The 22,231-nt window shown below is 57.4% G+C and carries 26 protein-coding genes; 1 reads left to right on the top strand and 25 read right to left on the bottom strand.

What is annotated here, in order from left to right; genetic code table 11:
• Positions 1-424 precede the first annotated feature (424 nt).
• From ALQ04_RS12935 to ALQ04_RS12925, 3 genes are all read right to left on the bottom strand, one after another.
• On the bottom strand, positions 425-1,219 hold the full coding sequence (locus tag ALQ04_RS12935) for a DNA adenine methylase (protein ID WP_122316147.1): 795 nt from the start codon (positions 1,217-1,219) through the stop codon (positions 425-427).
• A 178-nt stretch (positions 1,220-1,397) separates the two neighbouring features.
• Complete coding sequence (locus ALQ04_RS12930) at positions 1,398-1,943, bottom strand: glycoside hydrolase family 19 protein (protein ID WP_122316146.1); 546 nt, start codon at positions 1,941-1,943, stop codon at positions 1,398-1,400.
• A gap of 26 nt (positions 1,944-1,969) precedes the next feature.
• Complete coding sequence (locus tag ALQ04_RS12925) at positions 1,970-3,013, bottom strand: phage late control D family protein (RefSeq protein ID WP_122316145.1); 1,044 nt, start codon at positions 3,011-3,013, stop codon at positions 1,970-1,972.
• Between the two features lie 87 nt (positions 3,014-3,100).
• On the opposite strand from ALQ04_RS12925, the gene ALQ04_RS12920 reads away from it, so the two are divergent.
• Complete coding sequence (locus ALQ04_RS12920; RefSeq protein ID WP_122316144.1) at positions 3,101-3,994, top strand: hypothetical protein; 894 nt, start codon at positions 3,101-3,103, stop codon at positions 3,992-3,994.
• A 54-nt stretch (positions 3,995-4,048) separates the two neighbouring features.
• On the opposite strand, the gene ALQ04_RS12915 is transcribed toward ALQ04_RS12920, so the two are convergent.
• From ALQ04_RS12915 to ALQ04_RS12810, 22 genes are all read right to left on the bottom strand, one after another.
• Positions 4,049-4,255: a tail protein X gene (locus ALQ04_RS12915; protein WP_122316143.1), complete on the bottom strand. Its 207-nt coding sequence runs from the start codon at positions 4,253-4,255 to the stop codon at positions 4,049-4,051.
• The gene (locus ALQ04_RS12910; RefSeq protein ID WP_183142166.1) at positions 4,230-5,075 is read right to left on the bottom strand and encodes a phage tail protein; all 846 of its coding nucleotides are present in this window, start codon (positions 5,073-5,075) and stop codon (positions 4,230-4,232) included. Before ALQ04_RS12910 ends, ALQ04_RS12915 begins: the two co-directional genes overlap by 26 nt.
• A gap of 9 nt (positions 5,076-5,084) precedes the next feature.
• Positions 5,085-7,796 (bottom strand): phage tail tape measure protein, encoded by a 2,712-nt coding sequence (locus ALQ04_RS12905; protein WP_122316142.1) that lies wholly within the window; start codon positions 7,794-7,796, stop codon positions 5,085-5,087.
• A 141-nt stretch (positions 7,797-7,937) separates the two neighbouring features.
• The gene (locus ALQ04_RS12900; protein WP_122316152.1) at positions 7,938-8,210 is read right to left on the bottom strand and encodes a phage tail assembly protein; all 273 of its coding nucleotides are present in this window, start codon (positions 8,208-8,210) and stop codon (positions 7,938-7,940) included.
• Positions 8,211-8,245: 35 nt separating this feature from the next.
• Positions 8,246-8,755 (bottom strand): phage major tail tube protein, encoded by a 510-nt coding sequence (locus tag ALQ04_RS12895; protein WP_122316141.1) that lies wholly within the window; start codon positions 8,753-8,755, stop codon positions 8,246-8,248.
• Between the two features lie 12 nt (positions 8,756-8,767).
• Complete coding sequence (locus tag ALQ04_RS12890; protein WP_122316140.1) at positions 8,768-9,928, bottom strand: phage tail sheath family protein; 1,161 nt, start codon at positions 9,926-9,928, stop codon at positions 8,768-8,770.
• Positions 9,929-10,022: 94 nt separating this feature from the next.
• Entirely contained in the window at positions 10,023-10,457 is a 435-nt protein-coding gene (locus ALQ04_RS12885; RefSeq protein WP_122316139.1) for a phage tail assembly chaperone, read from the bottom strand.
• Between the two features lie 14 nt (positions 10,458-10,471).
• Positions 10,472-11,821 carry a phage tail protein gene (locus tag ALQ04_RS27270; protein WP_183142165.1) on the bottom strand — a complete coding sequence of 450 codons (1,350 nt, stop codon included), beginning with the start codon at positions 11,819-11,821 and terminating at the stop codon, positions 10,472-10,474.
• Complete coding sequence (locus ALQ04_RS12875; RefSeq protein ID WP_122316138.1) at positions 11,818-12,423, bottom strand: phage tail protein I; 606 nt, start codon at positions 12,421-12,423, stop codon at positions 11,818-11,820. Before ALQ04_RS12875 ends, ALQ04_RS27270 begins: the two co-directional genes overlap by 4 nt.
• 1 nt (position 12,424) lies before the next feature.
• Entirely contained in the window at positions 12,425-13,306 is an 882-nt protein-coding gene (locus tag ALQ04_RS12870) for a baseplate J/gp47 family protein (RefSeq protein ID WP_122316137.1), read from the bottom strand.
• On the bottom strand, positions 13,303-13,629 hold the full coding sequence (locus ALQ04_RS12865) for a GPW/gp25 family protein (protein WP_122316136.1): 327 nt from the start codon (positions 13,627-13,629) through the stop codon (positions 13,303-13,305). Before ALQ04_RS12865 ends, ALQ04_RS12870 begins: the two co-directional genes overlap by 4 nt.
• Positions 13,626-13,880 carry a hypothetical protein gene (locus tag ALQ04_RS12860; RefSeq protein ID WP_122316135.1) on the bottom strand — a complete coding sequence of 85 codons (255 nt, stop codon included), beginning with the start codon at positions 13,878-13,880 and terminating at the stop codon, positions 13,626-13,628. The genes ALQ04_RS12865 and ALQ04_RS12860 overlap by 4 nt, the downstream gene beginning before the upstream one ends.
• Before the next feature lie 45 nt (positions 13,881-13,925).
• Positions 13,926-14,492, bottom strand: coding sequence for a phage baseplate assembly protein V (locus ALQ04_RS12855; RefSeq protein ID WP_122316134.1), 567 nt, complete (start codon positions 14,490-14,492; stop codon positions 13,926-13,928).
• Positions 14,489-15,001, bottom strand: a complete 513-nt coding sequence (locus ALQ04_RS12850; protein WP_122316151.1) for a hypothetical protein — start codon at positions 14,999-15,001, stop codon at positions 14,489-14,491. Before ALQ04_RS12850 ends, ALQ04_RS12855 begins: the two co-directional genes overlap by 4 nt.
• Positions 14,994-15,644: a hypothetical protein gene (locus tag ALQ04_RS12845; RefSeq protein ID WP_122316133.1), complete on the bottom strand. Its 651-nt coding sequence runs from the start codon at positions 15,642-15,644 to the stop codon at positions 14,994-14,996. The genes ALQ04_RS12850 and ALQ04_RS12845 overlap by 8 nt, the downstream gene beginning before the upstream one ends.
• Positions 15,641-15,955: a hypothetical protein gene (locus tag ALQ04_RS12840; RefSeq protein ID WP_122316132.1), complete on the bottom strand. Its 315-nt coding sequence runs from the start codon at positions 15,953-15,955 to the stop codon at positions 15,641-15,643. Before ALQ04_RS12840 ends, ALQ04_RS12845 begins: the two co-directional genes overlap by 4 nt.
• Before the next feature lie 2 nt (positions 15,956-15,957).
• On the bottom strand, positions 15,958-16,959 hold the full coding sequence (locus tag ALQ04_RS12835; protein ID WP_122316131.1) for a major capsid protein: 1,002 nt from the start codon (positions 16,957-16,959) through the stop codon (positions 15,958-15,960).
• Positions 16,960-17,022: 63 nt separating this feature from the next.
• Positions 17,023-17,370 (bottom strand): head decoration protein, encoded by a 348-nt coding sequence (locus tag ALQ04_RS12830; RefSeq protein WP_122316130.1) that lies wholly within the window; start codon positions 17,368-17,370, stop codon positions 17,023-17,025.
• A 2-nt stretch (positions 17,371-17,372) separates the two neighbouring features.
• Positions 17,373-18,518 (bottom strand): head maturation protease, ClpP-related, encoded by a 1,146-nt coding sequence (locus ALQ04_RS12825; RefSeq protein WP_122316129.1) that lies wholly within the window; start codon positions 18,516-18,518, stop codon positions 17,373-17,375.
• The gene (locus ALQ04_RS12820) at positions 18,515-19,996 is read right to left on the bottom strand and encodes a phage portal protein (protein ID WP_122316128.1); all 1,482 of its coding nucleotides are present in this window, start codon (positions 19,994-19,996) and stop codon (positions 18,515-18,517) included. The genes ALQ04_RS12825 and ALQ04_RS12820 overlap by 4 nt, the downstream gene beginning before the upstream one ends.
• Positions 19,993-20,199: a phage head-tail joining protein gene (locus tag ALQ04_RS12815; protein ID WP_122316127.1), complete on the bottom strand. Its 207-nt coding sequence runs from the start codon at positions 20,197-20,199 to the stop codon at positions 19,993-19,995. The genes ALQ04_RS12820 and ALQ04_RS12815 overlap by 4 nt, the downstream gene beginning before the upstream one ends.
• Before the next feature lies 1 nt (position 20,200).
• A complete protein-coding gene (locus ALQ04_RS12810; protein ID WP_122316126.1) occupies positions 20,201-22,228 on the bottom strand; it encodes a phage terminase large subunit family protein in 2,028 nt (675 codons plus the stop codon).
• Positions 22,229-22,231: the final 3 nt, after the last annotated feature.

Below are 22,231 nucleotides of genomic sequence, written 5' to 3'. Positions count from 1 at the left end.
GAAAAAGTTGACCACTACAACCGTGGCTGCGATGGCCGATTTTATTTTTCGGCTACAGCTGGGTATCAAGCCACGCAGAAAGACCAATTGCGTCTGACTCTGAAAGATTCATTTTATCCATAAGACGATGATGTCCCATTCCTTTACCATAAGTGCACGCCCTTCCGACCGGGCTCAGCAGTGAGACCAAGACAAGTTTTGTATCAGCGGTCCAATCGCTCTCAAAGCTGGTTCCCTTGAGTGGTATCAACACAACACCGACGCTACCGCCATTTCCTAAATCGACTCTTCCTATGAACATATTTCATTACCTCAGCTGATTGAAAACTCTATCGTTTAACAGACACCAATTTGTGTATATGTTTTCCGTACTAATACTTTTAGGCCAAGAATGAGATCATAAAAAACATTCACTCCTAACAACCTAGAAAAGGCCTCCCAACGATTCAGGTGTCCAGTTCATGATCACCAGCTCAGCAGACATACTGGCTTTGCCCTGCCGCTGATTCGTCGTTGTATAGCGAATATCAAGCGTCTCAAAGTGGAACCCCTCAAACACCCGCCGAATATCGGGGTGGTCGTTGATGCTGACCATCACCCTGCCCTTGCAGCGCCGCATGAAGTCGGCCATTCGCTCGTAGTTCTCGAAGGGGAAATCTAGACCATACCCGGCAGTTTGCCAGTACGGCGGGTCCATGTAGTGAAATGTGTGAACCCGATCATAACGCTCAGCACATTCTAGCCAGGGCAGGTTTTCGACGTAGGTGCCCGAGAGTCGCTGCCAGGCCGCTGACAGGTTCTCCTCGATCCGGAGCAGATTGATCGCCGGTGCTGTCGTCGCGGTACCGAACGTCTGGCCGCTGACCTTGCCGCCAAAGGCATGCTGCTGCATATAAAAGAAACGGGCGGCACGCTGAATGTCTGTGAGGGTTTCCGGGCGAGTCATCTTCTGCCACTCAAACACCTGGCGCGAACTGAGCGCCCATTTGAATTGACGCACGAACTCTTCAAGATGATTTTGGACAACACGATACAGCGTGACCAGGTCACCATTGATGTCGTTCAATACCTCAACAGGAGCAGCCTGTGGACGCATGAAATAGAGGGCCGCACCTCCAGCGAATACTTCGACGTAGCATTCGTGAGGCGGGAACAGAGGGATAAGACGGTCGGCCAGGCGGCGTTTGCCGCCCATCCACGGAACGATGGGTGAAGACATTGAGAGCAAGACCTTTACTGTATATATAAACAGGTGCTAGGCTCGCCGCGCTTTGTGCACGAAGCGAGAGCCTTGGCTGGCTTGCAGGTACGATCTGCAGGACGGCGACCGGCCGATGTGTTGACGCACTTCAGCCGGTCGCTCTTTTCATTTTGTTGCGGACACTTCTTTCACGCGGTCATGGCAGCACCTTCAGCGCACGGTCATACAGAGCCTGCCGGTCGGCCAGACCGTTCGTGCCGCCGTTGATGCGCTTAGTGATCGTGAGCAGGTCGCCCTGGTCTGCCAGGTTATTCAGCCTCGCCCGATGCCAGAACCAGCCAGCGGACATGGCGGCATGCTCGGGTTGCTCCAGCAGCTCGGGCTTGGCGATCAGATCCAGACCCAGCGCCTCACCGCAAGCGGCGTAGTTGGCCCGGCCGGTGACTTGAATCAGCCCACGTCCACGGTAGAGCTGGCCGTCATCATCATCTTCGGGCGTATTACCCAGCCTCTCGGCCAGACGGCCGGTGTCGTACTTGTCCAGGTACGAGTCATTCCCGAGTTCGCGCACATAGCGCAGTTGGCCGGACTCGTGCCCGATCTGCGCAATGAACGCGGCGACACGCAACTTCGTGACGATGCCGTATTTGCCCATGGCCGCGTTTATAGCAGGAACAAAAACGCCGGCTCTTTGGCCGGCGTTGGGGAGGATCTGCAGCAGTTGCTGCGCTGTAATAGACATTCGTCTGTCTCCTTGCATGTGGTGTATTAAAGCTTTTCAACCTTGAGCGGCTTGGCCTCTTTCTTTTTCTTGCCTTTGGCTTTGGCTTTGCCGGACTTGCCGCCGTTGCACTCAACACTTGTCGTCCAGCCAGACTGGGTAAAAACCTGTTCGACTGAATCGACCAGGTACTCACCGTCCAGCCCGTCTTTGAAGCCCTGAGCGCTGATCATTCGTTCAGCGAACAGATCCGTGCGACCGATCATTTCCAGCCTGACGCCCGCCGTGCTGCGATTGAACGCAGCCAGCCGGGCCTTGGCCGCTTGCTCAGCCGCAGATTTGTTCGGGTAGATGTGCCGATCCGTATGAACAGGAGGCAGGCCGTCTGGTGACTCATCGTTGCTGAGCTGGACGACCTGCAGCTTTCCGTCCTTCTTGTTCTGATGCTTCGTCTGCACAGCCTTGTGCGCGGACTTGTCACCGAGCCTGAACTGCCAACGCGAAACATCGCTGCGATTGATCGTGACAACGCCCAAGGCTTTGCCGCTTGCGCTCTGCCCGGCCTGCCGCTGCATGACCAGCAGCTTGCCGTCAGCGACTTTCGCCGTGCAGTCATACTGTTTTGCCAGGCGGGTGATGAAGTTGAAGTCCGATTCATTGAGCTGATCAACGCGAGGGACCTTCGTTTGCACAGGACATACAGGCTCCCAGCTATTACGGGCGGCCACGTCGCTAACAATCTGCTGCAGCGGAACGTCTTCCCAACTGCCACTCCGTGTCGTCTTGCCACTTCCCCGTATATCGCTGGCCTTGCCACGAATCACCAGGGTGTCAGGCGGACCCGAAACATCGATATCGTCGACCGTGTAACTACCGAGTTTTGTGAGTGCCTGCCCGGCATAACCCAAGTGAACCTCAATACCAGCACCGCGCCGCGGCAACGACACAGCGCCATCGCGATCATCGATGCGCAACTCAAACTCATCTGACTCCAGACCCGGCTTGTCTGTCGTGCGTAACGAAAGGAGCCGGTCATTAATCAATGCCGTGATGTCTTTGCCATCGGCAACAATACGAAAAGTTGGCTGCATATTGCGGCTCCAAAAAAGTAAAGCCCGCTCAAGGCGGGCTGGTTTTCTCTATGCTAAGCTCGAAAGCCAACGCATATGGAGATACGTATGAAAGAGAAAATAGAAGAACTAAGTAAAAACCTACGTGACATCTTGAGAAATAATGCAGGAGGCTTTCAACTGCCGACTGGGTGGGACCAGACATTACTTTTCAACAACGGAATAGAACCTCATATCCTAGACTTTGACGAACTAATTACTTTGGGATCAGAGATAGGAAAAAATTTATTCCTTGCAAACAGAGGAAGTTTCACAACGCCCGACCACTACCTTTTCTGGTCATGGACGGGAGCAATATTACTAGACTTCATTTCAGACTTTGAGCCAAACCTAATATATGGCGATTCCGACTTAAGCAGCTTGTTATCAACCAGTCTATGTGCCGCACTTGATCAAGTAGCATTCTCAGTACATCTGTATCAAAAAGACCAAAAGGAAAACATCATGGCTCATATGGGCTTCCCTCTGATTGAGGCCCTGAGCAGAAAAACCTTACACGAATACATGAATCAAGACGGAAAAGTAACACAGCCATTCACAATTAAAAAAAACCTACCCAAAGAAGATAGATTGTACAAGAAGAAATCCAATTGCAGCTCAATGTCAGATGCCCTTTCTTTCGCCATAATAAATCAAAAAAATCCTTTACTACAAAAGAAACTACAACAACTTATAGACGAACTTAAGATATTTGCCAAAGAGCAAGAGTCTGGGATCGACTTTCTCTACACGCTCAGAAACGAAGCTCTTCATGCAGGTAGAACAGCTAGCACTATTGGTGGAGCGCTGCTGACGATAGGGCTGTTACTTTGCCTTGGACTGATTGAAGATAGATATGATGAGCTGCGCCGAAAGATATCTGAAAAAGTATTAATCGCTCAAAGAGGATTTCCTATGGGCTGGACACACCTATACGCTTCATGGTCCAAGCTGCCTGTTTGAATTCAAGGAAAGAAAACCCCGCTCAAGGCGGGGCTGGGTGATGGGTGGTAGCGCTCAATCCCAGAGCTGAATGCTTTCCTGAGTCGTGGCCACAATATCCGGCAGCACGATCAGGACACCGGCCCGGAAGGGTTGTGGCTCATCTGCCAGACCCTGATTCGCATCCAGCACCCGCTCGACCGAGCCATTCAAATGTCCGTAAAAGCGGTAACACAGGGTATCGAGCAGATCCCCGTCAGACGTTCTGCATGTCGTCGCCATAGCTCACAAACTCAAGTGAAAAGCCCTGCTTGCGCGGGACGCCCCCAGCCAGCAGGTTACTTTGATCTTCATCGACACTGAGCAGGCACCAGTTACCCAGCACCTCGCCGTACCCTGTTGTAAGGCTCAGCGGCTGCAAATTGCGACCGATGCTGCGCAGTGTGTCCAGTTGCTTGAGCCCACCCTTGAAACCCGGAAAGATCGTGCCCTTCAAGCTCAACTTGTCTTCACCCTGCCCGACCGCTTGCTGCGCAATGCTGCGCGTCAGACGCTCTTGCGCGGCCCACCGAAAACTTGTCTGCCGTCTCAGCTCGTCAAACGCAGCCGTGTCCAGATTGAAGTAATAAGGCTGCGCATCGGGCTTGAGCGGCTGCATGATCAGCAGATGCGGGAACGGCTTCACGGCCTCAGGTGCCGGTGTTGCATCAAGCCCGAGGCTGCCGGTCGGTACAATGTTCGCCAGGGACGGACTGATGTTGCCCGCCACCCGGTTGATCGCCGCTCCGGCCTTGGCCGCCTGTTCCTTCAACGTACCCATGCGCTCCTGCACCTGCGACAGCGCCGTTGTTGCACGACTGTACGTCGACACGACATGGCCGACCTTGGCCTGAGCCGCATTGATCGCCCGCATCGTGCGCTGCAGCTTTGCCCCCACAGCTGGCCCAACAAACGGAACATTCTCAAGCTCCGATGCCGCGCCGGTGATATCGCTGATCGCCCCGTTCATGGGGCCAAGCATGTCATCCATGTTTCGCCGCCCCGCTTCACCGGCCGCAACAATCGACTTCAGCCCTGACTGCAGTTGTTCTGCGTATGCCATCTCACCTCCTTAGGCCACATCCGGGGTATCAAACATTTGACGTGCTGCAGCTTGCCGACTGAACTCGTCGAACTGCTGTTTCAGGTACGGTGCAATCTCTCGCGCAAGCTGCGCAGGATCTTTCACATCGCCCTGTACGCTTACGGGGATGTTCGGCGAGAACGTGAACCTCTGATCGACTTTCGGCGGTTCAGGCTTGCTCTGTTCTGCAGCTTTGACGATGGCGGGTAATGCCTGCGCAGGCGCTGACACAGACTCCATCGATCTGACGACATCACCCGGCGCAGGCTTCGCGCTGTCACTGACCTCGGCCACAGCCTTGGGTTTATCGTCAGAGCCGAACAAGGCCTTGCCCAGAAAACCACCCAGGCTTTCACCGCCCATGCCGCCCAAGAATGCACCAACAGCGCCACCGACCGCCGTGCCGATCACCGGCACAATCGAGCCCAACGCCGCACCCGCTGCCGCACCGGCCAGCGCGCCACCCAAACCACCGGCAGCCCCGCCATAGCCTTCGGCTTTCTCATCCTGAGTTTCAGCATTCTGATACGTGTCGAGGACCATCATTCCGGCATCGAGCAACTTGCCGCCCGGTATCATTTTCGCCACACCGCCGATTTTTCCTGCAGCACCGGTCAGTCGCGCCAGGCGTCCGGCCGGAGGTGGTGGAGCAGGCGGTGCGGGTGGTGGCGCAGGAGGCCCACCACGTCGACCACCGGCACCACCGCGCCGACGATTACGCCGCGACCGTCGCTGATCACCTGCCCCGGCCGAGCCACCCGCCCCGGCACCACCAAAGGCGTTGGCATTAACGACAAAGACCTTTTGCGGTTCAGAGCTACCACCCGGACCTGCGCTACCGTCCGCGTCGTTGCGTGCCTCACCCAACAGATCCAGCACCTTCAGGCCTGTTTCAATCGGATTGAATCCCTTGCTACCAGCCTCGGGCGTATCATCACCGTCGGCACCGGCCTGGCCGGGCTTATCTCCTTTCTTGCCAAATGCCTTGAGCCCGGTTTCCAGCAAGCCGCGAGCAAGCCCCACTTTCCCTTCAGGCTTATCATCCTTGTCGCCAGAGTTGGTCACAAAGACCTTCTGAACTTTGTTCGGATTCCCGCCAAGCAACGATCCACGCCCGATGTTCAGTAAACCCTTGCCGATCTGGAAGGCATTTGCCGCGCCCTTCAGCGCCAGGAACCCGGCACCGACCGCAGCGATACCCAAGACAACAGGCTGCGCACCATCCGATAACCCCGTGAAGCCCTTTGCAACTGCAGTGATCCCCTTAGCCACAGCGTCCGTCGCCGGACGAATGGCATCACCGATACTGCGCATCGCATCGTTGACTGACTGAAACGTCTCAGCCCAAATCTGAGACGAGGTCTCACGACGCTCTGCCAGGTTCTTGTCGAGAATGCCGGTCGCGTTTTTTGCATCAGTCTTGAGCTGGTCATACAGCGCCTTGTTCTGAGAGAACGCCGTCAGCGCCGCTTTCACTTGCATGTCAGCGAACAGATCGCCCGTTCGCAATGACTTCTCAAGCGATTCCAACATCGACTTTGCCTTGACCGGGTCAGCTTCCTTGCTGATACCGGCCATAGCGTCAGCCATTTGCTTGGCCTTTTTCGGATCAGTAGCCTGAACGTAGCGCTGAGCAAGAGCAAAGCTCGACTCAAGCGTCGACATGCCTTTCTGGATACCTGTATTGAGCGATGCCTGGTAGTCGATGCCCGCATCCTTGTAGGCCTTGACGACATCACCGGAACCGATTTTCTCGATCCAGTTTTTCAAGTTGTTGGCAGCTTCGTCAGAGCCACCTGCAGTTTTCATCTGCACCTGCAGCATCGCGCCGAGCTGGCCCACGGCATCGAGCCCCGTGCTGCCGCTCTTTTCCATGCTTGCCAGTAGTTGAGGAAACCACTTGGCCATGTCCGCCGCTTCAAAGCTGCCCGCCTGACCCTGCAGCGCGATGCCTTCCAGGGCCTTTTCCATGATTTTGGGGTCAACGATCTTGGCGTTCTGCTGCAGCGCCATGATCATTTTTGCCGTGTCTTCACCGCCCGATCCTTGGCCGACCGAAAACTTCGCAGCAACAGGCGCGTAGGACAGGGCCTTGTCCAGCTCCATGCCTGCGCCGACCAACTGATTGACCAGGTTGGCCACGTCATTGCGAGCAAGCCCCGTGTCCTGAGAGGTCTTGATAACCGTTGTGGTGAGCTGACTCTCTTCGGGCTTGTTCGCGACACCCGCCTTGATCGCGATGTCACGAATGATCGCTTGAAAGTCAGCACTGATCTTTGTCGGCACAGCCAGCGCACCAACACCGGCCACCGCCGTGCCGATGGTTGACTTCATCCCCGCCTTGCCCTGCTCGACCTGTTGATGGCCCTTGACCTTCAGATCAATCCCCTGAGCAACCTTGCCGAGGGACTGATACTCCTGCCGCAGCTTGTTGACCTGCACGCCTTGCTTGCGCAGTCCGTCCAGATTCGCTTCAAGCTTGCGCAGCAGGCCTGACGCTGAGGCCGAGCCGCTGTCGTGGGCTTTTTTCCATTCGTCACGCAGACGCATCGTTTCGCCGATGGTGTTCTTCAACACCTTGGCCCGATTACCCGCCTGCTGCAGTTTATTGATACGACCTTCGACCGAGCTGAACGCAGACCCCAGCGAAGAGCTGACAGCGCCGCCGATCACAAGGCCCAGCGATAGATTGTTCGCCATCGCTCACCTCATTTTGAGTAGGAAAAGGCTCAGTCAGTGAGCCACCAGATCATGTCCGAGAAAGACATGGACATGATCTCGTCTGCAGAAAAGCCCAGTTCAGCAGCCAGCCGCTTTGCAGCGCGTTTCTGCAATGCAGGGTCAAAGCTCGTCATCTTTGACCAGGCGAAAATACCCGGCCTGAAGGCGGTTGTAGTCCTTCATTTGCAGGCCTTCCAGATCCTTCACACCGACTTCGGCAAGCGAGGCAAACAGCGTCAGCTCACGCTGTTCTTCATCACCACCTGAAGCTTGGGATGCGGCTCGCACATCCCGAACAGTCGGGGCTCGCATTGTGATCGTGTCGACTTTCACGCTGTTCATTTCAGCCGGGCGGGCGAGCTTGATAGAGACGCCATCGGCAGTCAGCGTCATCCAGCTTTTAAGTGCATCAGACATGACAAAACTCCTTAAAGGCCCAGGGCCGAACGAACAGCGTCGAGTTGATCAACACCATCAATGACACGGATGGAAGCCAGCGGATCGATCTCGTACATCACACGACCGTCCACCTCGACCTTCCAGTACGTAAGCGCTACGGCATGTTTGATCTCAGCTTTGTCACCGGGCTTCCAGTCACCCATATCGACTTCTTTCAGCGTCCCTCGCAGCGTGACAATCACTGGAGTCACCGCGCCCTTCAGCCCCCTGAAAGCTCCACGGAACACACCGTTGAACGCCGTACCATCTGAAAGCCCGAAGAACTTGAGCGACTCGCGACGAACACCGACACTGACAAAAGAGGCCTCGCCTTTTTCCATGCCCATGTCCATTTCGATCGGCGCGTCCATACCACCAGCCCGATGCTCTTCCATCTTGAGCGTCATCTTCGGTAGGGTCAGACTGGTCACATCACCGCTGAAGCTAACCCCGTCAACGAACAGGTTCAGGTTGAACAACACTTGTGGAATCATTGCCATCTTGTTTGCTCCTTAAGCGGCATCGAGCACTTCGGTCAGCCATTGATTGGTGACTTCAACACGGAAAATTGGGTTTTCGGCAGGCGGCACGTCCGTGAAACGAATGTTCCAGTAGACCTTGCCCTGTTCCAGTTGCGATGCAGTGTTCAGTTCGGTATCCGCGAACACTTCAAAGTTGATGATCGCGCCCTGGTTCTTGAGGTCGCGCATAAACGCCTGCAGGCCTTCGGTCACGTCCTTCACGTAAGTCGCTGTGATCGAGCGGTCGACCGCCCACTTGTGTCCGTAGAGGATCGCGTCCATGACGATGTCCATCGTGCGTACGCGAGTGACGAACGCCCACTTCGGATCGCTCGACAACGTCCGGTTACCCCACAGGCGGTAGCCATCGTCACGAATGATCGTCGTGATGTTCGCGTTGTTGAGCAGGTTTGCCCGGCAGGTTTCGTCGCCATCAAGGAACTCGATTGGGCGGGTTGTGCCCGTGATGCCGGACAATTCTTTGTTCGACGGCGATGCCCAGAACCCGTACTCCGAATCCGTCCAAGCGAACAGCCCAGCAACCCACGCCGAGCCAGGCGCATCGACCGTCGCAGACGCAGTGGTATCCCAGTACTGCACGCCGGGATCGACCATGTAAGCGCGCTTGGCCCCGAAGTTTTTGGCATATTCCATCGCCGCTTCATCGGTCGTGTTCGGGCCATCGATGATCGCCAGCCCCCGAAGCTTGTCAGCCAAGGAGACGAGAGCCGTGCCAACGGCCAGGGTGGAACTGTGCTTCGGCGTGATCAGCAAGCGCGGCTGCGCGTTGAAACGGCTCTTGCCATCGAGCAGCGCCTGCAGGCCGGTACGTTTACCAGCGACAGTTACGCCGCCGATGATCGCCGAGACTTGCTGCGCCGCATCTGCAAGCAGCGCAACACCGCATGCAACGATGACCGCCTTCGCTTTGACGAAGACTGCCTGGCAGGCCTTTGTAATCGCCGAGTCCGGGCCGAAGGCTGCAATGGCCTCGCGCTCGGTCGTGATCAGCACCAGATCATTGGGCTTTGCGCTGTAGGCCGGAGCCTCTGTGAAGGTGTCGACAAGACCGATAATCGACGATGAGGGCAACGAGATGGTGCGCGCCCCGGTGTCGACGTTCGTGACCGTCACGCCGTGAAAAAAGCTCATAGAACAATCTCCAGAAACGAGAAAGCCCCGACGATGCGGGGCAGTGAGTGATGTGCTGCAGGTGGAAATGAAACGCCCCGTCAGTGCGGGGCGTTTACTTGATCTGTTCGGCGATCCATGGCGGAGCAGCCGGCCGTTTTTCAGCATCGGGAAAATCCGGCGATTGCGGCCAGTCGCGCAGAAGCTGCAGGTAGTTGAGCAATTCAAGAAACTGGTCGTCAGTCAACGTCAGCGGCCGCCCCATGTCCTGTTCATCGCGGTGTCGCTCACTCAGCCATTTCAACTGCTCGATAACCGAGTCACGCCAGGCCCGCTCTTGCGTTGCGACATACCCTGCATCGACCGGAGGATCGACAAGGACCGGCTCACCGGCATCCGAAACCCGGATGACCAGGCCTGTAGCAATCCCCTCAAGCAACTCATTGCGCCGGGCAGCGGTAATCGCAACGGCATCATCGGGAATCTGCGCCGCACTGTTGATTGCCGCATCAAAAAAACCGCTGGCTGAGGGGCTGTAAAAAATCTTCATATCGTCTCAACTCCTCAGTTGCCGATGGCGAACCAGCATATCTGGCCGCCCGAACCCGTGTAGTTGTTCTGAACGCGGATGACCGAGTTCGAGACAATCGTGCAACCGGGCGTAAACGCAGACCGCGTACCCATGGTCGTATAGTTCATCGTTGCAAGAGCCCGCCAGGGCGCACCTGGGAACGTGAGAGGCAGGGTCAAGTCCTGAGTCGGGCCAACCGCATCTGTGGCATCGGTTGCTTTAGGGACATTCGTTACCCTGCCCCACTGAAAGATTACGCCACCCAACCAACTCGGAAGCGCTATGTAGCCGTTGTCTGCCAGCAGCGCAGAAAAACCGGCACGCAGTTTTTTCGGAGTCACGATCACCGCATCGTCAGCACCGGCATTCACTTGCGCAGTCGTCGCTACCTTTGCCAGTCCAAGCTTCGCTTCCGCTGCCTGAGGGACATCAGTCAGTCCCGACCAGGGCACGCCGGTCAGGCCTGAGCCGACCGCCGTCAGCTGTCCCTCTATTTGTACACCGGCCGCCGTAACACGGACCCCTTTCCCACTTGACCAAGGCGTTTCACCCAGTCCGAAAAAAGCATTCAGTACAGAGCCATCAGCAGAGCCACCGAACCCTACGCCCGCCCGAATCGCGCCCTGCTTGTCAGTGGCCAACAGCCCGGCAGTCCAACCGTTTACAGAGCCTGGCTGCAGGTAGAGATTAAAATCAGGCTCGAACCAGAGATTTCCCGCCAGAGATCCGCCTGACTTGCTCAGCGCATCCGTGATCCCGTAACCGACCAGGGTCGTCGGGTTCCACCCCCGGAGCATGACACCGCGCTCGTTGAACTGAACCTGCGTGTAGGTCCCGGCCTTCTTGTTCGGCGGCAGAATATTCAGTATCAAGGTATCGACGTAATCACGGGTGGCGAGCACAACCGAAGGATCGATCTTGAGCTGCACATTCGCAGTGCTTGTCACGATGATGTTGAGCCGTACAACCTGCGTCTTGCCCGTGCCTTGGCTGAGTGTCGGTTTGAAGCTGGGCGCGCAGTTCGCCACTGCGACCAGATCACCGTCCGCGTCGTACAGGCCGATCTCACGAATCCACCAGCCCCCGACATCTGGCGGTATCACCTGCTCGGCGATGATGACATTCGGGTTCGCCGCGTCGATTTTGATCTGGTTCAACGGTGCCCGGCGCTTTTCGTTGATAAGCCGGTTTTGCTCCCGATCCGGCACCGGGTCAGTAAGGTTCGCATCACCCACCCCCATTTGCGAAAACGTCCAGGGCAAGCCCAGCGCATTGGCGTTCGCCTGCTTCGCTTCCCCGACTTTCGTGAGGATCGCGAAGAACTGACTGTTTGCAGTCGTCATGAGTACACATCCAGGTATTCAATTTGATGTTCGTGGCCGACATGGCCAAAGCTTCCGGTGACATCGATGTCGTTCAGAGCAGGCGGATACACGTCGATTTCTTCACCCTCTGACAAGGCTGCAGCAAGCCTCAGGTAGCCTGTGCTGGCCAGGGTGATCGCAAGGCCGGTCAGATGCCGACTCACCGGCTTTGCATCGTCGATGAGACGCACAAGCTCTTGATACATTTCTTCAGTGATGCCTGTATCGAGCACACCGACATTGAGTGCGAAGGTTCCGGGCACGCCCTCGGGCACTGTCTGCCACCATTCTTCGACATCGATCAGATAGCCCATGGGTTCAACAACACGCCGAAGGGCACCAATCGTGCCCTTGTGCGCATGCACGTAGAACGCCGAGCGAATCACAGAGCGCTTGATGGCTTCTGACCAGGTGTCGTCCCAGCGATCTACTGACCACGCCCAGGCCAGGTGATACAGCAGATGGGCCGGACAGGTGTCAGGGTTGTAGAGCGTGCGAAGCGGGATATCGAGCGCTTCATCTGTTGCCGCTTCAACAGCACGCTCAAGTAACGTGCTGTTGAGAGGAAGTAAACCGGGCATCTCAAGTCCCCACCTTCACATCAAAACCTTCGCACCAGGCCGCCTGCGCCTTGGTTGGCTTGATGTCTGACCAGCCCGGCAACTCAACCCGACTGACCCCGGCAATGTGCAACTGCGCATCAATCGCCGAGCGTGCAACCTCAACGCCCAAGCGACGACGAGGGTTGATCCAGGCCTGCAAGCGGGCCTTGCCTTCGGCCAGTGCCGCTTCGTTTTCCGGCCCAGTTCCTGCCATGTGGATCACGGCATCGATTCTGTACCGCAGAACCTCGGCGCTCTGGACCGTGAGTCGGTCGCCGACAGGGCGCACATCGTCATCGCTCAGTCCATCCCGCACCTGCTCAAGCAGCTCAGGGCCTGCAACACCATCACCCTCCAGCGCCAGGACCGTGACGACTACAACGGCTGGTGATGGGCTTTCCGCCGTGGCATCACCCACAAGACCGGAGGCGTTGCGGGCATGAAGGATGTAGCTGTTACGCGGCCCGGCCGTGGTCAAGCCCTCATAGACCAGTTGGATGCGCTCTCGCAGGGCATCGTCTTCTTCCATCACCGCCGCGACAGGCGGCACGGCAGTCAGGTCTTCAGCACGAATGACCAGACGCGATAGCCTGACATTCGCTGCAAGCTGATCAAGATCCGTTTTTTTCGCGTAAGCCAACAGCAGAGACTTCGCGGCATCATTGATGCGCGCTCGGTTCCTGACTTGCCGGTAAGCACCCAACTCAAGGAGCTTGACTACTGGGTCGCTTTCCAACAGCGCGGTCCAGTTTTCACCCATGAACAATCGAAACGCCGCCAGCTCCTGCTGGTAGACATCTTCAGTGTCCAGGTCTTCAAGCACTTGCGGCGCGGGCAACGCCGACAGATCAACAGTAGTCATGCCGTCACCTCCAGAATTGCACTGCTGCCCACGTATTCGCCGGTCAGTTCAAGCGTGATCTGGCCGCCAACGACAGATACAACGCGAACACGCTCAAGCTTCAAGCGAGGCTCCCAGCGCCCAAGCGCCCGAGCAACTTCGGCTTGAACGGCACTTTTCCAGCCTTCGTTCACCGGCAGGTCGACAAAGCGGCGGAGCTGGCTGCCGTACTCGGGCCGCATTCGGCGGCTGCCGACAGGCGTGCTCAGAATATCTTCGATAGACTGCCGCAAGTGATCGATGCCGGAAATGGCCTGGCCGGTGCGGCGGTCCATCCCTATCATGCAGGCATCAACTCAAAGTCCGGGTGGGTCTTGAGAAAGTCCAGCGCGACCTTGTCATTCGTACCCACCTCAATGCGCGCCTTGGCAACGGTCAGTTGACGGTCACCTGGCATGATCAGCACACGCGACATGTAGGCCTTGTCGCGAAAGGTCGACACCGCAATAGCTGGCCCAGTTGGCAAATCAACGACCTGCCCCGCTGCTTGATCACCGTCTACAGTTTCGGCTTTATCAGTTTTCACAGTTGCCATCAGTTTTCTCCAGGCCTAAAAAAGCCCGCACTGGGCGGGCCGGGTTTAATGTTTGTGATTCGGTGTGTTGCCACCCGTATCAATGATCTGGCCACCGCCGTGAATATCTCCCGCCACGCTCAACTTCCCGCTGATCGTGACGTCACCGGCCAGCGTGATCGTGCTGGCCGTTGCTGTAATTGCACTGTCGGTGACAACCGCAGAGCTGCCGCCGACTTTTATCGTGACCGTGCCACTGGGCAGATCGATGGTGTAGCTCTTGGCCTGCCAGTCGTAAACCAGCGAGCCGCCGTCATCGAACCGCCAGACCTCGACGTGGTCACGGTTGTCCGGCTGCGCACCGGCATTGCCGTAAAGGCCAGGCACGAACGTCCCCTGAGCCGGGTCACCGCTCGGGCTGATCAAACCGCCCTGCTCACCGATTGAGGGTGCCCGCCAGTGCCTGGCCTTCCCTGCGGCCAGCGCATGCCAGCGCACCCATGCGCTGACCCAATCACTTCCATCAGAAACGCGACACACCGGCGGTGATGCAGCCAGATCCACTGCAACCACGTAGCAACCCTTGATGACCCCAGCAAGCATCCGGTCATGCTGGGCTGACACGTAACTCATCGCTCAACCTCAAGGCCGACGTCCAGCGCATCATCACCCAGCCCAAGCACGAGAGTGCCGGGTGGCTGATCCGGCCAGGGCCACTCTTCAGCACCGAGGTAAATGCCCTGAGTCCACTCCACAACCCAGACTGCATAACTATCAAGCTCGGGCCGCGTCCAGTCTTGAGCGGCCCGGACGAACTCGGCGGGATTGACCTCAAGCCCCCACGTCTGACCACGCAATAGCACGGCAATCTGTGAGGCAGCGAATGCAGCTTGCTGCTGACAGGCTTGCTGCTCAGAACCTACGATCACACGCGCCTCAATGCGGGACACAAGAGCTGTTTCTCCAGTGCCCTGATCCACACCCGGCTCAAGCTCGACAAGCTCAAGAACAACTGCTGGTAGAGACACACGCTCAAGCATATCGGGCATGGTACCCACATAGAGCAAACCAGATATTGCATCGCGAATGTGGGATTCAATAGCCGTGTAGAGATCGTCGAGCAAAAAACCTTGATCAGCCACGCGCACCACCTTTCAGATACTTCTGAATTTCAAAGTTGAACTCCTGCTTGAGAACAACAATCAAGCGTTCATCCGCCAACTTCACCCATTTTTCAAACGGCGATTTAGCCTCCTCAAGAGAAACACTCGCGGAGAAAAGAGGGAAGCGACCACTGTTTTCAGCGATCCAGCCGGTTCTTTGCAGCGAAGCATCCTGGCCATACTTCTCTGCATCCCAGTGCTTGCTGGCTTTGCGTATCCAGATATCACGCCAGGGGCCGTAAACCTTTTTGAAGAAAGCCCCTTCATAAGTGCGCCCCGCTACCGAGACGCCACGACTGGTTTCCCGAACACGCCCGATTCGGCTCGCAGCGATTGAATTGAGTCCAAACCAAAGCTTGCCCTCCATTTCCTTGCCCGCGGGGTAAGCACGCAGGCGTTGCCGAACTGCCGTAACAGCAATCTTTTCTGACCGGCTCACAGTCCTTGCAATGTGCGTACGCAACCAGCGCAGAGTCTTATTGATTGCACGACGCTGAGCTGTTGCAGCAGCCCTGGGAGCCGCAACCGCAAAATCCCTGAAGGCCTCAAGATCCTTAGCAGAAGGCTGCAACGTGATCATGCCATCGCGTGCAGACTGCTTATAGAAGCTACCAATGCTCATGGGTTGATCCTCAGAATCAGAGTGACAAGCCCGTCCCCGCCCGGCTCGACACGGACAAGCGTGTACTCACCGCCACCATCAGGCTTGGGTAAGTCGACACGTACCAACTGTTTCTCTTGAACGCCTTCGGAATCCGCGACGCGGATGACTAGGTGCGGTTCACGCAACCCCGTATTGATGCGGCCCATCTTGGGCTGAAGCCAGGGTGCCGAGAACATACCCAGCACCTCGCGGCCCTCGATGAGCGCCGTGTCGCCAAGCACGTCAAACACCGTGTCGTCCACGGCATTGATCACATCGCGAAAGCCCATGGTTAGAGCGTCAGGTTGATGACTGCACGTGGACGAGTGCAGATATGCAGCGGGTTGGACTGCGCTTCACCGGCAACGCCTTTGCCAAAGGGCATTGGCTCAAGCTTGCTGTAATACGGCAGGCCCTGCGTGTTGACAGTCTCCATGTAGTCGGCAGGCGCATAAACCGAGAGAAACATCTCAGGAACACCTTCAGGCACCAGACGAGCTTCGTCGTCGGGGACAAAAGCAATGCCTGAAACCTTGCCGCGATAGCGTTCCCATGAGATACCACCGAACTCGAAGGTCGCTCGGCCATCACCACGCAGGGCCGCTGCCTGCTGGCTGCCCTTGTAAGTATCAACAACCGAAGGATGAGCAATGAGCTTTGTCCAGAAGGTTTTACCACAGAAGGCACGCGCACCCGTGGTCGTAACGCTGCCCAGCACATCCTCTTGCATGTCCAGCGCCTCAACGCATTGAACCTGGACATTGGCATCTTCACTCTTATCGTTCAGCTTCATCGAAATGCGCTGACGCGAGACACCGAAACGGTCATAGATATCGAGCAGGACAGACTTGCCATCCGCATCAAGCACTTTGCCGTTGACCGCCCCCATGCGATGAAACTCATGAGTAGCATCCAACTGACGACGGACCTTCAGCAGACGGGCATTTACGACGTCCTGAACTGCCTGTAGTTCGGTCTGCGTACCAAAAGCACGAACGCCCTGAATTTGATCGGCCATGATTGAAAAAGTCTGCGGCAAATGCACAGTGTTGAAAGGCAGCAATATACGCTTGCTCCCATTGACCACCAGACCGGATGTGCCCCGCTCACCTGCCGGAACGAGCGCCAGCTTGTCGCCATCCTTCTCGATCTGCACCGTGAGCGTGGTCACACCCTCTTCTTCAAACAAGCCGAGAGCCGCCAAGCGGCCCGGCACGTATTCCTGCTCATTGATCGCAGCAGTCAATGCCGCAACGCCAAAGGCGTCATCTTCAAAAATGGCGATATCAGCCATGAGGTACTCCAGAATGAATAAACCCCGCATAGGGCGGGGTCTGAATAGAAAGAAAGGACCGGGTCAGCGGAGAATGATGGTGTTCGCCAACAGCGCTTTTTCTGCGTCCAGATCCAGCCCCGTCAGCAGGGCCTCACTGACCTCAGCCAGACGCACAACGGCACGGCCACGGCGGGAGACATCCGACTCACCCAGCGAGGCAAAAAGGATACACACCGCCTTTTCAGAACCATCCTCGGCATCCGGCTTGTAAGGGGCAAACTCACCCGTGGCCGCGATCTGCCCCAGCACTTGACCTGCCATCAAGGCCGGTCCAGCGACCACGGCAATCGCCTCTCGCGAGATATTTCCATTGCCTTCGCTCAGCAGGAATTCACCGGCGTGTACCGGCTCTTGTTTGATTTTGCTCATGGTCATGCTCCTTTTCGAGAACCAGCTGCTGCCTGCCGTCGAGCAGAATAGATCGAGCTGGGGGTGGGTAATTGCGCCTGGATTTTCTCAGGCTCGTCATCAGCAGGCGGCAGGCTGTTATCGATCTCAAAGCCCTTACCACTGGTGACCAGCTTGTCGAAGAGACGAGCCTGCACGGCCTGTTTGTCCAGGCCTGCCTTGACGAACTCAGCGGTCAGCTCAGGCAACCGGGCCGCGACACACAAGTCACGCACACACTTGGCACGGGTAATAGCCGCCTGAACAGTGGCTTCATCAGCAAGCCCGGTCGAAGTAATCAGCGGCTCGATCAGGTTACTGATGCCTGCCTTGCCGCACGCCTGGGTGACCATCAGCGCCAGCTTGGCTTGGTCAGCACCCGATGATTCGTTTGGGTCTGGTTTGTTCGGCAAAGTGTCCGGGTTGTCTGGCTGATCGACAGTATTGAGCTGTTGCAACAGAGCCTTGGGCGTCTGCCGATAACGCTGCATCACAGCACCCTGACCGAGACAGGCCTTGACCTCTACCCCGTTGCCAATCTCGTCTGCCAGGCCCAAGGCCAATGCCTCCTGCGCGGTCAGCCAGGTTTCGTCATTGACCATCCGTCGCAGCTCGACTTCGTCGATATTTGGTGACTTGGCCTTGTAGGCCGCGATGATCGCTTCCAGGGTCTGGTCCAGCACATCGGCAACCTTACGCAGATCCTCGGCATCACCAGCCGTCCAGGTCCACGGGTTGTGAATCATCAGCATGGCATTGGAAGCCATGACCATGCGGTGCGCGCCACACGCCGCAACGCTACCGGCACTGGCAGCCAGTGCATCGATACGTGCCGTGCAACGCTCGCCCAGCCGGTTCAGTGCGTTGTGAATCGCAAGGCCGTCGAACAGATCGCCACCGATGGTGTTGAAAGCCGCGACGACCGGCGACACGCCGTCATCAATGGCTTTCAAGTCCTGAATGAACTGATTGGCCGTGATGCCCCATCCGCCGATCTCACCATAGATGTAGATCTCGATGGTGGTCTGCTCAGCCTGAGCCTCGGACTTGATCCGATACCAGTGCTGATCCTCCACCGGCAAGGTGGTCTTGGCCTTGTTGAAAATGCGAAACGGCTTGAGCGGTTTCATGGTTTTTCCTCTTCGTCGGGTTCCTCATCGACTGGCAACAAGGTCGTGTATTTCAAGCCCAGCGAACGGGCACGTGCCGCATCGGCGGCGTTCTCTTCGTCAACGATCTCGGCATCCGTTCCGGTGCGCAGGCACATCTCACTGCGCGAACCGAGCCCTGCGTTGATTTCCATCATTCGCGACTGCACATCCTGAACCGGGTGGATGTAGGACCAACCCTGCGGCACCCAGCGCGTGCGCAAGTACTCGCGCCGCTTCTGTGCGTAATCGTTCAGATCCAGCGCGCCCGAGAGCACCGCAAGGTCCATCCAGGCAGCACGCACGGGGCGGCAGAGCTGGTGGACGTAGACAGAGAACTGAAGCTGCTCCAGGCGTCGACGAAACTCGTTGAGCACAACACGGATGACCCGGTCGTTCACGCCACGCATATCGCCGGTCATCAGCTCATACGGCAACCCAGCACCAGCGGCAGCAGCCATCAGTTGCTGCCGCATGAAGTCGGGATAGTTGTTGCCGCCATCGGGAGGGGTTGAAAACTCAACTTCCTCACCAGGCAGCAACTCCTGCATGGTCCCTGGTTCAAGCGCGACCATGGGCGTAAAGCCGTCAGAGCCGTGACTGATCGGTGCGCCAGTGATGGGGTCCATCATCGGCGGGCCATTGTCTGCAGGCTTGCGAATGAAACCGGCAAACAGGTTCGACACTTCCTGGCGGAACAGCACCGCATCGTCGTAGTTGTCCAAACTTCGCAGACGCTTGAGCACTGGAGCCAAGCGGGGAACACCGCGCAACTGGCCCGGTTCGACCGGCTCAAAGATGTGCAGCATCTGGCTGGCCGGGATTCGCACCAGCATGTTGTAACCGGAGTTCAACGCCGCCATGTCGCTGGGATGCGAGCGATAACACCAGTAGGCAACCCGCTGCCCGAAGCCATTGAACTCGATCCCGGCACGGATAACGTTGCCGCTGCTGGTCACCTCGAACTTGTTGTGCGGTACAAACTCCGGGGCCAGGCATTGCAACTGCAGAGGCACGGCCAGCCCATCTTCCATACGCCGGGGTCGCAACCTGATGAAGCATTCGCCGGACTGCTCGACCGTGCGCGCCACCAAGGCTTGCTGCCCGTAGAAGTCCGTGAGCTGATCGGCATCCGATTCATCTACCCAGTCCTCCCACAGATCCTGCAGCAGGCGACGCAATGCCTTGTCGTTGATCCTCGGCTGCGGGGTAATACCGGTGCCGATCAGGTTGCTGACTCGACGGTCTATCGCGTTGGCCGCGTAAGGATCGTTTCGCACAGCCGCCCGAGAGCGCGAACGCAAGTTGCTCAAAGCAGGCATGATCAAGCTGTTGACGCCGGTATCCGGCGCGTCCCAGCTTGCAGAACGCCGACCGTCTGCAGCACCTTCATAGCTGGCCTTCATCCGCGACGGCAGCACAAACCCCGAACGGGTCAATGTGGGGAAGCGTGTGCTCACAATCCCTTGCCCCCATGAGAGAGACGAACGACCCGCGAACGCGGACCCGCTGCACTGGCAAGACCTGTACGGATCTGGTCGCGGGCCTGGATCAGTTCATCAACCGAGCGGTATTCAACGGTGCGGTCGGCATAGCGCACGATCTTTTCGCCACGCGCAATCGCCTGCTCGACCGCGTCGAGTTGCTTCTGTGTGTAGGCCATATCAACGTCTCTTCAGATAGCCGCTGGCAGATGAGCGGCGTTGCATAGTGGATGCTGCAGGAAGCCGCGCTGGGGGGCTGATGACCGGTGCCGCAACCGGTTGCGGACGCGCTACCGGCGTCGACTCAACGGATTCATCTGCAGAGACGCGCTCTGCGGCCACAGGTTTGGCGTGCTGCCCATCATCGAACAGGCTGGCCTGCGCCAATTTCTGCTTGAGTCGATCCCAGTCGTGCTCACCGTAACGATGCAGCCCCAGGTAATGAGCCATCGCCAGGTTGTACACCATGAGGTCCAGCGCTTCGTTGCGGTCAGCCTTGCCCTTGACCCATTCGACCCGTTTGTAGCCCTTCACATGCCGGGCAACCTTGCGCTCAGCAACGCACTGCGCAAAGAAGTCATCCGGCAGATCCTTTGCAAAGTGCAAGGCACCCGGCCCGCTATCGAAGGCATAGCGGTTGTAGATCCAGTCTTTTGCCGTATCGGTGCCGACGATCCATAGCTCGGCACCATTACGCTCGGTCTGTCCTTTCCACGTCACATCAACCAAAGACGGACGCTGAGCAATGACCGGCTTCCCTGACTTGCTCGCCCCTTTGATCGCGAAAACGTTGCGCCAGCGCCGAATGCGGCAGAACTGATACACCTCATGGGTGTGATGACCACCGGAGTCGACCGCCGCAGCCAAGATCGCAAGGCTCACACCGCATGGATGCCAGTAACGCACCTTGAGACGTTCATCAAGAATCGTCCAGGTCCTGTCATCTGACGGGTCACCCATGATCACCTGGTGGTCCACAATCCAGCGCTCCATGCCGACGCCCCAACCGATCACCATCAGTTCAAGTCGGTTGGCCTGCACGTCAACAGAGGCCGTCAAGGACAACACTCCAGCCGTCAGCGTACCCAGCACAAAGTCTTCTTGCAGCGCCCGCGCCTGCAGGACCGAAGCCTTGGTCTGCTCTTGAGCGCTGTCCCAGACCTTTGCCAGACGGGTGTTGTAGAACACCTGCATGGGTTCAAGGTCGCCACGGTCCTGAGCCTTCCTGGCCTTCTCGTACTGCTTCGCGAGATCAGCCCAGCTCTGCCAGCCCAATGGGGCATACAGTGCATTGAGGTGAAAACCAACTGTTTCCCCATCACCCTCAGCATGTGAGCGCCACTCACCACAATCCAGCATGTCACCCTTGTGGTGCTCCTCGATCAGTACATCGCAGTCGGGACCCGCGCACTGGTAATGCACGGTGCGAAAGTCCGGCGAGTACAGCAGGCGCTCCCACTCTAGGGTTTGCATGTGACCGCACGTAGGGCACGGCACGTAGTAATAGCGCTGATCGCTGGTCTGAAAAAGGTCGTCAATGCGTGACGCGCCCTTGATCGTCGGCGAGCTGGAGAAGTAGAACTTGGCGTTACGTCCGAATGTACTGCCGCGAGTTTCGGCCAGTTCAATCGGGTCACCCTCCTCATCGACGTCAACGTCCCAGCGATCAACCTCATCGCCGTAAACGAAGCGTGCCGACAGTTCCGAAAGGTTCGCCGCAGAACCGGCTGTCGTGGCGTAGAGGGCACCACCCTCGAACTCTTTGGTGTCCATGGTGTTACGTGCATCACGCGAACGCGGCGATGCCACTCGCTCGCGCAGCACCGGTGTTGCATTGATGGTTTTGCCGATCCGCCCGGAGACACGCTTTGCCAGGCCGAGGCTCGGCAGCAGCGCGAGAATGTTCGATGGCGACTGATGAATCAGCGCGCCGATCCAGTTCAGCGCGATCTGGGTCTTCATCAACTGCGAAGCCACCATGGTGATCACCCGCTTGCACGGGTGAGCCGGTGACAGGCAGCGCATGGGTTCACGGGCATACGGTGTGCGCGCCGTGCGGTATTTGCCAGGCTCGGCAGCGCCGGTATCACGCGGAATCCGCATGTACTCGTCAGCCCACTCATCGACCCACAATTCAGGGTCAGGCTTCAGCCCACGCAAATACGCTTCGCGGTACACCTCGGCACCGTCAGCGTATTCGGTGGGCATAGG

Source organism: Pseudomonas cichorii, assembly GCF_003700275.1.
GTDB lineage: Bacteria > Pseudomonadota > Gammaproteobacteria > Pseudomonadales > Pseudomonadaceae > Aquipseudomonas > Aquipseudomonas cichorii_B.
The sequence above is the reverse complement of the archived record's forward strand: the minus strand, read 5'-3'. Positions and strand labels throughout refer to the sequence as shown.

Excerpts from the sequence above, each read along its gene's own strand:
- ALQ04_RS12935 (WP_122316147.1), bottom strand. The coding sequence starts at position 1,219 with ATGTCTTCACCCATCGTTCCGTGGATGGGCGGCAAACGCCGCCTGGCC.
- ALQ04_RS12930 (WP_122316146.1), bottom strand. The coding sequence starts at position 1,943 with ATGTCTATTACAGCGCAGCAACTGCTGCAGATCCTCCCCAACGCCGGC.
- ALQ04_RS12925 (WP_122316145.1), bottom strand. The coding sequence starts at position 3,013 with ATGCAGCCAACTTTTCGTATTGTTGCCGATGGCAAAGACATCACGGCA.
- ALQ04_RS12920 (WP_122316144.1), top strand. The coding sequence starts at position 3,101 with ATGAAAGAGAAAATAGAAGAACTAAGTAAAAACCTACGTGACATCTTG.
- ALQ04_RS12915 (WP_122316143.1), bottom strand. The coding sequence starts at position 4,255 with ATGGCGACGACATGCAGAACGTCTGACGGGGATCTGCTCGATACCCTG.
- ALQ04_RS12910 (WP_183142166.1), bottom strand. The coding sequence starts at position 5,075 with ATGGCATACGCAGAACAACTGCAGTCAGGGCTGAAGTCGATTGTTGCG.
- ALQ04_RS12905 (WP_122316142.1), bottom strand. The coding sequence starts at position 7,796 with ATGGCGAACAATCTATCGCTGGGCCTTGTGATCGGCGGCGCTGTCAGC.
- ALQ04_RS12900 (WP_122316152.1), bottom strand. The coding sequence starts at position 8,210 with ATGACGCTGACTGCCGATGGCGTCTCTATCAAGCTCGCCCGCCCGGCT.
- ALQ04_RS12895 (WP_122316141.1), bottom strand. The coding sequence starts at position 8,755 with ATGGCAATGATTCCACAAGTGTTGTTCAACCTGAACCTGTTCGTTGAC.
- ALQ04_RS12890 (WP_122316140.1), bottom strand. The coding sequence starts at position 9,928 with ATGAGCTTTTTTCACGGCGTGACGGTCACGAACGTCGACACCGGGGCG.
- ALQ04_RS12885 (WP_122316139.1), bottom strand. The coding sequence starts at position 10,457 with ATGAAGATTTTTTACAGCCCCTCAGCCAGCGGTTTTTTTGATGCGGCA.
- ALQ04_RS27270 (WP_183142165.1), bottom strand. The coding sequence starts at position 11,821 with ATGACGACTGCAAACAGTCAGTTCTTCGCGATCCTCACGAAAGTCGGG.
- ALQ04_RS12875 (WP_122316138.1), bottom strand. The coding sequence starts at position 12,423 with ATGCCCGGTTTACTTCCTCTCAACAGCACGTTACTTGAGCGTGCTGTT.
- ALQ04_RS12870 (WP_122316137.1), bottom strand. The coding sequence starts at position 13,306 with ATGACTACTGTTGATCTGTCGGCGTTGCCCGCGCCGCAAGTGCTTGAA.
- ALQ04_RS12865 (WP_122316136.1), bottom strand. The coding sequence starts at position 13,629 with ATGATAGGGATGGACCGCCGCACCGGCCAGGCCATTTCCGGCATCGAT.
- ALQ04_RS12860 (WP_122316135.1), bottom strand. The coding sequence starts at position 13,880 with ATGGCAACTGTGAAAACTGATAAAGCCGAAACTGTAGACGGTGATCAA.
- ALQ04_RS12855 (WP_122316134.1), bottom strand. The coding sequence starts at position 14,492 with ATGAGTTACGTGTCAGCCCAGCATGACCGGATGCTTGCTGGGGTCATC.
- ALQ04_RS12845 (WP_122316133.1), bottom strand. The coding sequence starts at position 15,644 with ATGAGCATTGGTAGCTTCTATAAGCAGTCTGCACGCGATGGCATGATC.
- ALQ04_RS12840 (WP_122316132.1), bottom strand. The coding sequence starts at position 15,955 with ATGGGCTTTCGCGATGTGATCAATGCCGTGGACGACACGGTGTTTGAC.
- ALQ04_RS12835 (WP_122316131.1), bottom strand. The coding sequence starts at position 16,959 with ATGGCTGATATCGCCATTTTTGAAGATGACGCCTTTGGCGTTGCGGCA.
- ALQ04_RS12830 (WP_122316130.1), bottom strand. The coding sequence starts at position 17,370 with ATGAGCAAAATCAAACAAGAGCCGGTACACGCCGGTGAATTCCTGCTG.
- ALQ04_RS12825 (WP_122316129.1), bottom strand. The coding sequence starts at position 18,518 with ATGAAACCGCTCAAGCCGTTTCGCATTTTCAACAAGGCCAAGACCACC.
- ALQ04_RS12815 (WP_122316127.1), bottom strand. The coding sequence starts at position 20,199 with ATGGCCTACACACAGAAGCAACTCGACGCGGTCGAGCAGGCGATTGCG.
- ALQ04_RS12810 (WP_122316126.1), bottom strand. The coding sequence starts at position 22,228 with ATGCCCACCGAATACGCTGACGGTGCCGAGGTGTACCGCGAAGCGTAT.